The organism is Pantoea sp. Fr-CA_6 (assembly GCF_024520895.1).
Classification (GTDB): domain Bacteria; phylum Pseudomonadota; class Gammaproteobacteria; order Enterobacterales; family Enterobacteriaceae; genus Pantoea; species Pantoea agglomerans.
The window spans coordinates 33,813-46,286 of the sequence record NZ_JALNPO010000017.1; the positions used below are offsets into that span (position 1 = coordinate 33,813).

12 protein-coding genes are annotated in these 12,474 nt (G+C 54.4%); 6 read left to right on the forward strand and 6 right to left on the reverse strand.

Translation table 11 applies throughout. The features are described from left to right. Positions 1–41: 41 nt before the first annotated feature. Entirely contained in the window at positions 42–305 is a 264-nt protein-coding gene (locus tag NR201_RS20800) for a DUF2798 domain-containing protein (protein ID WP_256850125.1), read from the reverse strand. Between the two features lie 128 nt (positions 306–433). Here NR201_RS20800 and NR201_RS20805 point away from each other — a divergent pair, with 128 nt between their 5' ends. Next, positions 434–1,336, forward strand: a complete 903-nt coding sequence (locus NR201_RS20805; protein ID WP_010253505.1) for a LysR family transcriptional regulator — start codon at positions 434–436, stop codon at positions 1,334–1,336. A gap of 226 nt (positions 1,337–1,562) precedes the next feature. Here NR201_RS20805 and NR201_RS20810 read toward each other — a convergent pair whose 3' ends face one another. Beyond that, positions 1,563–2,576, reverse strand: coding sequence for an NAD(P)-dependent alcohol dehydrogenase (locus NR201_RS20810; protein ID WP_022623962.1), 1,014 nt, complete (start codon positions 2,574–2,576; stop codon positions 1,563–1,565). A 168-nt stretch (positions 2,577–2,744) separates the two neighbouring features. Between NR201_RS20810 and NR201_RS20815 the strand changes: the two genes are divergently transcribed. Then, complete coding sequence (locus NR201_RS20815; RefSeq protein ID WP_245116870.1) at positions 2,745–3,650, forward strand: LysR family transcriptional regulator; 906 nt, start codon at positions 2,745–2,747, stop codon at positions 3,648–3,650. A gap of 314 nt (positions 3,651–3,964) precedes the next feature. On the opposite strand, the gene azuC is transcribed toward NR201_RS20815, so the two are convergent. Continuing rightward, positions 3,965–4,042, reverse strand: a complete 78-nt coding sequence (gene azuC / locus NR201_RS22770; protein WP_111534772.1) for a stress response protein AzuC — start codon at positions 4,040–4,042, stop codon at positions 3,965–3,967. Between the two features lie 117 nt (positions 4,043–4,159). Next, positions 4,160–4,735 (reverse strand): manganese efflux pump MntP, encoded by a 576-nt coding sequence (gene mntP / locus NR201_RS20820; protein WP_010253515.1) that lies wholly within the window; start codon positions 4,733–4,735, stop codon positions 4,160–4,162. 316 nt (positions 4,736–5,051) lie between these two features. On the opposite strand from mntP, the gene NR201_RS20825 reads away from it, so the two are divergent. After that, on the forward strand, positions 5,052–5,294 hold the full coding sequence (locus tag NR201_RS20825; RefSeq protein WP_010253517.1) for a DUF1158 domain-containing protein: 243 nt from the start codon (positions 5,052–5,054) through the stop codon (positions 5,292–5,294). On the opposite strand, the gene NR201_RS20830 is transcribed toward NR201_RS20825, so the two are convergent. Next, a complete protein-coding gene (locus tag NR201_RS20830) occupies positions 5,284–6,720 on the reverse strand; it encodes a PLP-dependent aminotransferase family protein (RefSeq protein ID WP_256844837.1) in 1,437 nt (478 codons plus the stop codon). The genes NR201_RS20825 and NR201_RS20830 overlap by 11 nt on opposite strands. Positions 6,721–6,779: 59 nt before the next feature. On the opposite strand from NR201_RS20830, the gene NR201_RS20835 reads away from it, so the two are divergent. From NR201_RS20835 to NR201_RS20845, 3 genes are all read left to right on the forward strand, one after another. Beyond that, positions 6,780–7,235: a carboxymuconolactone decarboxylase family protein gene (locus tag NR201_RS20835; protein WP_179257322.1), complete on the forward strand. Its 456-nt coding sequence runs from the start codon at positions 6,780–6,782 to the stop codon at positions 7,233–7,235. A gap of 511 nt (positions 7,236–7,746) precedes the next feature. After that, a complete protein-coding gene (gene mqo / locus NR201_RS20840) occupies positions 7,747–9,363 on the forward strand; it encodes a malate dehydrogenase (quinone) (RefSeq protein ID WP_022623958.1) in 1,617 nt (538 codons plus the stop codon). Between the two features lie 126 nt (positions 9,364–9,489). Further along, on the forward strand, positions 9,490–11,874 hold the full coding sequence (locus NR201_RS20845) for a phosphoketolase (protein ID WP_256850126.1): 2,385 nt from the start codon (positions 9,490–9,492) through the stop codon (positions 11,872–11,874). Here NR201_RS20845 and NR201_RS20850 read toward each other — a convergent pair. Then, entirely contained in the window at positions 11,871–12,458 is a 588-nt protein-coding gene (locus NR201_RS20850) for a LysE family translocator (protein WP_031593770.1), read from the reverse strand. The genes NR201_RS20845 and NR201_RS20850 overlap by 4 nt on opposite strands. Positions 12,459–12,474 lie beyond the last annotated feature (16 nt).

A 12,474-nucleotide genomic window follows, 5' to 3' on the forward strand; every position in this document is an offset into this window, starting at 1 on the left:
TAAACCCTACCTGTCCGCCCATTTTGGGCATGCTGACTGTCTCAGTGACCGTGAACGGTCAATCCTACGAGCCGGATAACAACAGGACGGACAACCAGTATGCAAAAGAAAGCCGCTGGCATGGCGACACGGTAAGCATTCATCACATTTTTCATGTAATGAGGCCCCATTCCGAATTCGGCTAACGTGATGACCAGACTCATCAGGAACGCCATGATGATCGCCATATAAAGCGCAAATATGTAAGGTGTCGTGCGCACCGGCAAGCGGGTTCGTAAGGTTTTTTTTGTTGCAGCATCAGTCATCTGAATATCCTGTTTAACAAAAGTAGATAAGACTGTGGCTAACTTAACAAGCTTATGCGGGGGGTTGTAGAGCGGTTATGCTTTAATCATTATTAAGTAAAAGTGACGAATTAACGGTTGAGGATACGATGGACATTTTAGGGCTGATTAGCACTTTTATTCGCGTGGTGGAAAACGGCAGTATTGCAGCGGCGGCACGCGCTAAAGGTATGAGTCCGGCAGCAGTCAGCCAGAGTCTTTCCCGTCTTGAAGCGCATCTGGGCGTGCGACTGCTATCGCGCACCACCCGCAGCATGACCTTAACGGAAAACGGTAAACGCTATTTCGAGAAAGTCCGTCACATCCCACATGATATCGAACTCGCCTCTCAGGCTGCTGCGAATGAAACCAAACCACAGGGGCCACTTTGTATCGCTACGACAGCCGCGTTTGGTCGGTACGTTCTGGCTCCCCTTATGCCCGCTTTCAAAGCGTCTTTCCCCGATATAGATATTGAACTGATCAGTACCGATCGCAACGTCGATCATCGCCTGGAAGGCGTCGATGTCAGTATCCGCATCGAAGCACAGCTGAATGATCAACTGATCGCCAGAAAAATTGCATCGTTACCCTTTATATTCTGTGCGGCTCCCGCTTACCTTGATCGCGCTGGTACGCCTCAGACGCCTGGAGAACTTAGCCAGCACGCCTGCCTGGTTTTCCGCTATCCCACCGACAGACGGTTTCTGCCATGGACGTTTATGGTCAACGGACAGCCTGTTAATGCAAAACTCAACCCCAGTTTTATCAGCGATGATATTGATATCATCGCCAGAATAGCCGTAAACGGCGGCGGCATTGCCCGTCTGGCAAGTTTTGTTGCTCAGCCACTGATAGACAGCGGTCTGCTAAGGCCTTTGGCCTGGTCAGGTCACAGTGGCGAGAGCACCATTGAGTCCCTGCCGATGAATATTTATGCCTGTGTCACCGAACGTTCGGCACTCAATTCGAAAGTACGGACATTTATTGAATTTTTGGCCGATGCGATTTAAGACAGGAGCGTTTTTGCCGGGCGAAAATTGACGCATTTTTCTGCTTATCCACCCGCAAAAGTAACTCACCGCTGCCGGTCGTGGTGATACGAAAAGCGGCCCTTTTGACGATGTGCAGAAAGGATATAAGTACGCTTTGAGAAGGGGTTTAACGCGTTGAGATTGGGATCCAAAAGTATCTGGCAGTCAGTAAAAACTGCCAGAATTGAGGAATAAAAAGTCGTTATCAGTCGCTAATTCTGATGACGATTTTGCCAAATGCACCACGGGAGAGATGCCGGAAGGCTTCAACCGCCTCATTAAAGCTGTAAACCTGTTCAATGACGGGCTTGATATTATGTTTATTGAGGAACGGATTCATCCGATCAAACGAGGAGCGTGGTGCAACCGCAATGCCCCGGATTTTTGTCTGACGGAAAATTAACGGCATCAAATCAAGTTGTGCTGTCTGGCCGGTCAGAAATCCTACCTGAGCAATCGTACCGGCAACTTTTGTCGCAGCAATTGACTGATTGATGCCATTGCCCCCGGCGACATCTATCGTTACGTCAGCGCCTTTACCATCAGTCATTTCAAGCACTTTTCTTTCCCACTCAGGGTATTTTTTATAGTTAATCCCTTCATCTGCTCCCAGTGATTTAATGCGCTCAAGGTTTGCATCGTTACTGGAGGTGGCAATGACACGTGCACCATAGGCATGCGCTATCTGAGCAGCGAAGACCGATACGCCACCGGTTCCCTGTACGAGCACGGTCTGACCGGGCTGCAGATTGCCGATATCCATTAGCGAGTACCATGCCGTAAGTGCAGCGATAGGAAGTGTAGAGGCTTCTTCATCGGTCATGCTGTCAGGCGCTTTAACTGCGCTGTCCTCATGAATAATCATGTATTCAGCCAGCCCGCCGGGTAACGGCATTCCAATACACCATGCTGGCTCATCGGCCGCAGGTTCACCCTCTAACCAGCGTGAATAGAGATGCGAGTTAACGCGATCACCCGTGCTAAAACGGGACACACCCTGCCCCGTGGCAACAACGGTGCCCGTGGCATCAGAGACAGGAATCAGTGGCTTTGGAACCAGATGAGGCTCATAAAAGCCCTCTACTATTGCCTTATCCCTGAAGTTCAGAGACACCGCGCCAACTTTAACCAGAAGTTCACCCGGACCGGGTACAGGCGTTTCCACCTCTTCAAGCTTTAAGTTTTCAAGGCCAAAATCTTTCAGTAACCATGCTTTCATTTTGTCATTTCCCATGTGTATGCATCGAATAGGGTGATGATAAAAAAAGCAGGCGGGCGTAAAAAGCCACGTAAAAGGACTTCAGTGTTACTGCAGGAGAAACAATCGGAATGAGATATAATCCGCAATACACTATTTCGGCAGGAATATTTTTTGCGGAGTTAAATGATGCGCTCGAACATGCTGGAATTGATGGATATTTTTGTTCACGTCGTTGAATTCCGTAGTTTCACCCGGGCCGCTGACGCCTTGCAGCTGCATCGCCCTGCGGTCAGTAAGTCCGTACAACAACTGGAAGACAAGCTTGGCGTTAAGCTATTGCACCGCACAACGCGCAGTCTGAGTGTGACCGTTGAAGGGGAGGAAATTTATCAGCGGGCTAAAACGCTGCTGAGTGATGCCAGCGATATAATGGCTTCTTACTCTTCAAATCAGCGACCTCGTGGCCAGCTGCGCATTGATGTTCCACTGGCGCTGGCACACAGTATCCTGATCCCACAATTAAGCGAGTTTCAGGCTTTATATCCTGAAATTGAAATAGTCTTAACCGCTTCAGATCGCCTGACCCATTTAATTACAGAAGGTGTGGACTGTGTTATTCGTCTCGGTGAGCTTGCTGATTCGAATTTTATTTCGCGCAGAATGGGCAGCCTGCAGATGGTCACCTGTGCAGCACCCTCTTATCTGGATAAATATGGCACTCCTTTAACGCCTGATGACCTTAAAGATCACAAAGCCATTTATTTTTTTAATGAACACAGTCGGGACGTCCAGGAATGGAAATTTGTCATGAACGGAGAAATTGTTTCACGGCATCCGGGAAGCAGCGTACGAGTTAACAATTCTGACGTCCTTCTTTCCTGTGGCGTGGCGGGCCTTGGCATGCTTCACGCATTATATACGGCATTAAAGCCCTGCCTCGAAACAGGCCAGCTGAAGGAAGTATTATCGGGTTATGCGACTGTGACGAAGCCGGTTTCAATACTCTACCCTGACAGACGCTATCTTCCGCCTAAGGTCCGGGTCTTTATCGAATGGTTTACTGAAATATTCAGGAAGAATCATCAGAGTTAACCGTGAATCTTAGCTTCGGCACAGGCAATCCCGTGACCCATTAAAAGTGCTTGTTTCCTGTTTAAGGTATGCCGCCGTTTTATCTGGCATCCGGAAATCTACCGGGCAGATTAGATCACTGCTGCAACGTCTTTTCTGGCTCAAAGTGACGCAAAACGGGAAAATCAGAAGGAGAGGAGTAGCAACAAACAGGATGCACCCGAAGTGCAAAAACGCGGGTTTAAATCAGCAGAAGCAAAGGCAGAAAAAGCAGAAAAGGTGATAATCACAGGTCGATCCCTGACCGCGATTATCGAGGGTTTCTTGCGGGGTGCTTAGTACATGGCACCCGGCGGTACGTGTTTGAACGTCTCAACGTAAGCGCGGAACACGTGTTTAAAAATACGTTTCATGGAACACCTGATTCAAATTTAGTTGAACATATACCGAAAAAGTATAGCTCCTGTGCGTTTTAACAGCAAATAAATTTGAACCAGATCACAAAAATGGCGGTTTTATGTGCAAAAGCCCTACGCGGTGTAGCCGAGATGCTGCAACAGAATGGTAGAGCCGACGGCAATCAGCACTACTCCACCCAGCACTTCCGCCCATTTGCCCAGGATCGGACCGATAAAGCGCCCGACTAATACGCCAGTCGTCGCCATCACCGTAGTGGCTGCACCAATGGTCAGCGCGGTAGTAATGATGTTCACCTGCAGGAAAGCCAGACCCACACCAACAGCCAGCGCATCCAGGCTGGTCGCGACGGCAGTTGTCGCCAGGACCATAAAGCCATGACTTTGCGGAGCTTCACAGGGTTCTGCAACAGCAGTCTGACGGAAGCCTTCCATCATCATTCGGCCACCCAGAAACGCCAGCAGGATGAAGGCGACCCAGTGATCCCACGCCATGATGTAACGGCTGGCGGCCAGGCCAAGCGCCCAGCCAATCAGCGGCGTCAGCGCTTCAATTGAGCCGAAAATCAGACCGGTACGCAGCGCTTCTTTAAAACCGGGACGATGCAACGTGGCACCTTTGCCCAGAGCAGCAGCAAACGCGTCCATCGACATGCCCAGCGCAAGAATTAAAGTGGCAATAAAGGTCATGATTTATTCACCTGGGGCGAAAAAGCGGCAATTCACGCTGAATTCACCACACAAAGTGTTCAGTTATGAAAAAGTGGGCGCAGTCTACCATGCAAACCCAAAGATAAAAAGACAGTAAAATCAGGGATTTAAGTATAGCAAAGGCTATAACTCTTATCATCCGCTATGAATCGCGCTAAGTCGATGGTAGCAAAGCATTTTCTGACCATTTCTCTGGCCATGTAGCATGCCGGATGCGCACGAAGCAGCGCGCCACCATTGAACCGTGTCGCCGTTTACCGGAAAATGCCGGGCTGATAAATATGGGATACCGGTTATGAATAACCCTTTTGAAACGTTGATCGTGCCTGGTGGCATTTTATTGCTGGGCTTTCTCTCGGCGCTGCTGCTGCCCGCGCCCGCCTTTAGCGTGACGGTAGCGCAGCATCTGTTGCAGATGTTCCATTTGCAGGACCTGAATCAGCTCTATACGGTGGTGTTTTGCGTCTGGTTTTTGCTGCTGGGCGCACTGGAGTTTTTTGTTATCCGTTTTGTCTGGCGTCGCTGGTTCAGAGGCTGACAGCCTGCGCATCGACCAGCGCTTTTAGCCGTTCGGCACTGCGCGCATAACCTTCACGTGGCAGATGGGCCGCCCCCAGTAACAGGCCCGCACCGCGCTGATCCGCCTGCTGATACCAGATCGACAGCGGCGACGGTGCCATGCCCCACTCCACCGCCTGCTGCGCAATCACCTGATCCGGTGAACCGGCGGGTAAACGGAGAATCACCGCCAGCCCGGCGCGTTGCAGGTCAGGAAAGTGAGGATGCAGCGCCGCGATCATCTGCTCCAGCCGCTCATGATAGACGCGCTTCATGCGCCGCAGATGCCGCATAAAGTGGCCATCCCGCAGAAATTCCGCCACCGCGTTGTGCAGCAATCCGGAGGAGGCAGGCGAAAGCAACGCGCAGACCTCACCGAATCGGGCCATCAGCGCGGGTGGCACCACCATAAAACCGAGACGCAGTTGCGGCGTCAGCGTCTTGCTGAACGTGCCGATGTGCAACACCCGCCCCTGGCTGTCGAGCGCGGCCAGTGCCGGCGCGGCGCGATTGCCGGGCTGAAGCTCGCCGAGATAGTCATCTTCGATAATCCAGCGCTGCGCGCGGCTGGCCCAGTTAAGCAGGGCATGCCGGCGTGCCAGGCTCATCGTCATGCCAAGCGGCGCCTGCTGTCCCGGTGTGACCAGCGCAAAAGCGGCATCCGGCGCGCGAGCAATCCCGGCCTCAACCTGCAACCCTTCGGCATCAACCGGCACGGCAACCGGCGTGACGCGCAGCGCTTCAACCGCGCGACGCGCCACCCAGAATCCGGGATCTTCCAGCCATGCTGTTTTACCCTGAAAATTCATCGCCAGCCCAATCAGTCCCATTGCGCCAGCATAGCCGCTGGTAATAATAATCTGGTCCGCCTGACAGCGCAGGCCGCGTGCCACCGCCAGGTAGGCCACCAGCGCCTGCCGCAACGCTAAGCTGCCGCGGGGATCGGGATAGCTGGCCGGTCTGCTGACCTGCAGGCGCGTCTGACGCTGCAGAATGCGCAGCCAGACTTTGGCCGGGAATGCATCGCTGGCAGGAATGCCCATCTGGAAGGTCAGCGGTGGCGCTTCATACTCCTCTGCACCCTCCAGCAGCTGGCGTTCAGCCTCGGCATTGACCGGTTTTAACGGCGGTAATGGGCTGACGAAGGTACCCGCCGCGCCTCTGGCCTGCAGAAACTGACCATCAACCAGCATGTCATAACTGGCGCGAACGGTGCCACGCGCCACGCCGAGCTGAGCGGCCAGATCGCGGCAGGAAGGCAGACGTGCGCCAGGTTGTAAACGACCTTCACCAATCGCCTGTTCGATCAGCTGGCGCAGTTGTTCACTGAGGCCACGTGACGCGCCGCGCTGCAGTGTCAGCGTGGAAAGCGGCGATGGACCAGTCAGACTCTCATTTTTTGGCACTTTATCTGCTCCATTGAAAGGCTGAAAATCGCCTTATCAACCCTGAATGAGGCAATAAGATGAGCGAACGTATCGATTTTCACAGTGCAGCACCGGCAGGCATGAAAGCGCTGGGCGGCGTATACAGTTATCTGGCACAAACCGATCTGCCGCTCACTTTACTGGAACTGCTGTTCCTGCGCATATCGCAGATTAATGGCTGTGCCTACTGCATTGATTTACATACCAAAGCACTGAATAAAGCGGGCATGGGCTGGGATAAGATCGTGCTGACCTCGGTCTGGCAGGAATCCGGTACGCTGTTCAGTGATAAAGAGAAGGCTGCCCTGTACTGGGCTGAATGCCTGACCCTGATTGCTCAGCAGGGTGCGCCAGACGACCGCTATACCGCACTGAAAGCGCACTTCAGTGAAAAAGAGATTGTCGATCTGAACATCGCGATTGGTCTGATGAACACCTACAACCGCATGGCGATAAGTCTGAAAAAGTTGCCCGCCAGCGCCAGTCAGTCATAAGTGAATCCGATGCGTGCGCCGGTGTGCACGCATTTTCAGACTCACAAAAATGTAACATTATTTTTACACAAGCAGCCTTTCAGGCGCTCTGCTCCCGATTCCCGTTATTCCTTGCTGCATAATAAATCGCTAAATTTCAGCGGATTAAATAATTCCGCACGGTTCATATCCATTCCGTCGTTGCACCAGTATGGGGCTTTTCAGCAACATGCCATTTCCGTTAACCCACTGACTTCACACTAAAAAATCCCTAATACGCCGCTGGCCCTGATGATTAATTCTTATGCTGAATCATTTCTGCATTTAAAAAATAAACAAATGTTTAATTCAGATGCGAGAATGTTATATTCAGATGACAAAGCATAACGTGCAGTTAACGCGTTATTACCGCTTTAACCCTATACCTGAGACTTAACCTTTGAGAAATAGCGCAACGCGCTCGTAAGAAGCGTGACTATTTCGCCTGCAAAACTGTTGGGCTTCAGGTCAACAGAAGAGGAGATGTCGCCTCATGTGCAATTCAGCTGTAAACCTTGCGCTCGCGATGAGTGCCATGGCAAAGGACACCACTACTACCGCGCAGGAGCGCAAAGACGTTGACGTGCTGCTGATTGGCGCAGGTGTGATGAGCGCCACCCTTGGCGCGTGGCTGCAGGATTTAGAGCCGGACTGGTCCATCGAAATGGTGGAGCGGCTGGATAGCGTGGCCGAAGAGTCGTCCAACGGCTGGAATAACGCGGGCACCGGTCATGCGGCGCTGGCAGAGCTGAACTATACGCCTCAGCAGGCGGATGGCAGCATCGACATCTCTAAAGCGGTAACGATCAACGAATCGTTCCAGATTTCCCGCCAGTTCTGGGCTTATCAGGTTCAGAAAGGCAACCTGCGCAACCCTAAAAGCTTTATTCATAGCACGCCGCACATGAGCTTTGTCTGGGGTGACGACAATGTCGACTTCCTGCGCAAGCGCTTTAAGGCGCTGCAGAAAAGCACCCTGTTCCGTGGCATGGCCTACTCCGAAGATCCGCAGCAGATTGCCCGCTGGATCCCGCTGGTGATGAATGGCCGTGACCGCAGCCAGAAAGTGGCCGCGACCTGGACGGAGATGGGCACCGACGTGAACTTCGGTGAAATCACCCGTCAGCTGATCGCCTCGTTAGAGAAGAGGGCGAATTTCCAGCTGCGTCTGCGCCAGGAAGTGCGTGAGCTGAAGCAGCTCGCCGACGGTCGCTGGCAGGTGACGCTGCAGTGTCTGAACAGCGGCACGCGTCGCACACTGACGGCGGGTAGAATATTTATCGGTGCTGGCGGCGCAGCGTTACCGCTGTTGCAGAAGGCTGGCATCCCGGAAGCCAACGGTTACGCTGGTTTCCCGGTGGGCGGTTCATTCCTGGTAACGGAAAATCCGCAGGTCGTCGCGCAGCACATGGCCAAGGTCTATGGCAAAGCCAGCGTCGGTGCGCCGCCGATGTCCGTGCCGCACGTCGACACCCGCGTGCTGGATGGCAAGCAGGTGCTGCTGTTTGGCCCGTTCGCCACCTTCTCGACTAAGTTCCTGAAGCAGGGTTCGCTGATGGATATGTTCACCTCACTGAACAGCAGCAATATGCTGCCGATGGTGAAAGTAGGACTGAAAAGTTTTGATCTGGTGAAATATCTGATGGATCAGGTGCTGCAAAGCGATCGCGACCGGATGGACGCCCTGCGCGCCTATGTGCCGCAGGCGAAGCAGGAGGACTGGCGCTTAGTGACTGCCGGTCAGCGTGTGCAGATCATCAAGAAAGATGAGAAAGAGGGCGCCGTGTTACGTCTGGGCACCGAAGTGGTCGCCTCACAGGATGGCTCGATTTCAGCACTGCTGGGTGCATCGCCTGGCGCCTCTACGGCGGCACCGATCATGCTGGAGCTGCTGCACAAGGTCTGTCCTGAGCAGATGGCTTCGCCGGAATGGCAGAACAAAATCCGTGCGGTGATCCCATCCTGGGGACGTAAGCTGAACGGCGACGTAGCGCTGACAGAGAAAGTGTTAGCCGAAACCAGCCGGATTCTGCAGCTCGACTATTCGCCGGTTACCCCGATGGCAGCAAACGATGAAGGACGTGAAACCGCGTTCGTCGTCGGCAAATAATTCAGCGCCATTGATAAAAAGGCTCCGCACTGCGGGGCCTTTTTTATTGGCCGGTTACCTGGTCGATCCGGGCATTCTCTATTAGGGTTAAGGCATCTTTTAGCTGCACGATCAGGAGGAAACTGCATGTATTACTCCCCTGCTTCACCGGAATTCACGCTGCTCGACCGCTACTGGCGGGCAGCAAACTACCTCTCCGTCGGACAAATTTACCTGATGGATAACCCGCTGTTGCGTGAGCCACTCAGGCCTGAACACATTAAACCGCGTCTGCTGGGTCACTGGGGCACTACGCCAGGCCTGAATTTTATCTATGCCCACCTCAACCGCGTTATCCGGAAGCAAAACCTGGATATGATCTACATCTGCGGACCAGGACATGGCGGCCCCGGCATGGTGGCGAATACCTGGCTTGAGGGCAGCTACAGCGAGATTTATCCGCACATCACGCAGGATGCGGCGGGCATGCAGCGTCTGTTCAAACAGTTCTCCTTTCCGGGGGGCATTCCCAGCCACGCGGCACCGGAAACGCCTGGCTCGATTAATGAAGGCGGTGAGCTGGGCTATTCGCTTTCCCATGCGTTTGGCGCGGCCTTCGATAATCCCGAACTGGTTGTACCCTGCGTGATTGGCGACGGCGAAGCGGAGACCGGTCCACTGGCCTCCAGCTGGCACGGCATTAAATTCCTGAATCCTGAACGTGACGGCGCGGTCCTGCCGATTCTGCACCTCAATGGCTACAAAATCGCCAACCCGGCGCTGCTGGGTCGCAGCAGCGATGAAGATTTGCACCAGTTGTTCAGTGGCTACGGCTATGAGCCGCTGTTCGTCTGCGGGCATGAGCCTGAAAAAATGCATCCGCTGATGGCGGAGGCGCTGGATAGTGCCTTCAGTAAAATCGCCGCTTATCAGCGCGAGGCGCGCCAGGGTAAAGCCACCACCGGGGTGCCGCGCTGGCCAATGATTATCCTGCGCAGCCCCAAAGGCTGGACCGGCCCCAAAACGGTCGACGGCAAGAAAGTGGAAGATTTCTGGCGGGCGCATCAGGTGCCGGTCGCGGCCTGTCGCGAAGATGAAGGACATCGCCAGATCCTTGAGACGTGGATGCGGAGTTATCAGCCAGACGACCTGTTTGATGAACAGGGTCGCTTAAAGCCGGAACTGCAGGCGCTGGCACCGGAAGGTGATAAACGCATGGGGTCTTCGCCTTATGCCAATGGCGGCCTGTTGCGCCGTGAGCTGGATGCGCCTGAACTCGCGGAGTTTGCCTGCGATGTCAGCGAGCCAGGTGCACAGATGGCGCAGGCCACTGAGCATCTGGGCCGCTACCTCAGCGTGCTGTTCCAGCGCAACCGCGATAATTTCCGCCTGTTTGGCCCGGATGAAACCGCCTCTAACCGCCTGACGCCGGTCTTCGACGTGGCCAGCCGTACCTGGCTGGAACGAACAGAGCCTTACGATGAGCAGCTGGCGCGTGATGGCCGGGTGATGGAAATTCTCAGTGAGCATCAGTGTCAGGGCTGGCTTGAGGGCTATCTGCTGACCGGCCGCCACGGGCTGTTTAACTGTTATGAAGCTTTTATCCACATCGTCGATTCGATGTTTAACCAGCACGCCAAGTGGCTGAAAGTCTCGCGTAAACTGGGCTGGCGTAAGCCGATCTCGTCGCTGAACTATCTGCTCTCTTCGCACGTCTGGCGACAGGATCACAATGGCTACAGCCATCAGGATCCGGGCTTTATCGATCACGTTGCCAATAAAAAAGCGGACATTGTGCGCATCTATCTGCCGCCCGATGCCAATACGCTGCTGTGGGTTGGCGATCACTGCCTGCGCACCTGGGACCGCATCAATGTGATTGTGGCGGGCAAGCAGCCTGCGCCGCAGTGGCTGAATATGGCGAGTGCGGTAACCCATTGTGAAGCGGGCATGGGCGAGTGGCGCTGGGCGGGCACCACCCCAGAGCATGAGGAGCCGGATGTGGTGATGGCCTGTGCCGGTGATGTGCCGACCATGGAGACGATGGCGGCGGTGGATCTGCTGCGCGGTATGCTGCCCGAACTGCGTATCCGCGTGGTGAACGTGGTCGATCTGCTGGCGCTGCAGCCGCAGGATCAGCATCCGCATGGCAAATCTGATGCGGAATTCGACGCGCTGTTTACTCAGGATAAACCGGTGATCTTCGCCTTCCACGGTTATCCGACGCTGATACATCGCCTGACCTATTCGCGTACCAACCACCGCAACTTCCATGTGCGCGGCTTCAATGAAGAGGGAACCACCACTACGCCATTTGATATGACGGTGCTGAACGAGCTTGACCGCTATCATCTGGCGCAGGAGGCGATTCTTCGCGTGCCGGGCCTGGCCGATGCGCATCCTGAGCTGCTGGACGATCTGCAGGAGCGCATCGCTGAGCATCATCGCTATGTGCGTGAACACGGTGAAGATGTGCCGGAGGTGCAGAACTGGAAATGGCCGTCGGCCACAGCACCAGGTGCACCCGATTAAGCGGCCAGCAAGGCGTCGGTCAGCATCCAGATGGTAGTCGCCACCAGCGACAGCGCCATCAGGCTGTTGAATAACTGACGCTTCCAGGCAATCTGCAGATGGCTGCGCAGGCGATCGCCCAGCGCAGCCCAGATCAGAATGCAGGGCAGGTTCAGCAGCATAAAGCCGATCATCACCGTCAGCACGCCGCTGCTGGCGCTGTACAACAGCGCCACATTGGTCGCCATCAGCCAGGCTTTGGGATTGATCGCCTGGAAACAGGCTCCGCCCAGCAGCGTCATGGGCTGCGGCTTGCTGCGCACTTCAGGTGCTGCCGCACGGAAAATCTTCCACGAGAGCCACAACAGATAGGCACAGCCTGCCAGCGTCAGCGGCAGGCGAATCGCCGCCATCCAGTGCAGTAAGACCTCCAGTGCGACGCCGGCGATCACCGTTTGCAGCGCACAACCTACCAGTATGCCAAACACCATCGGCAGCGTGCGGCGCATGCCGAAATTGACGCCTGAGGTCGCCAGCAGCAGATTGTTCGGGCCTGGCGTAATCGACATGACGGTAACGTAACTGAAGAAAGAGGGATCGAGCATGGTGACTCTCCTGAAA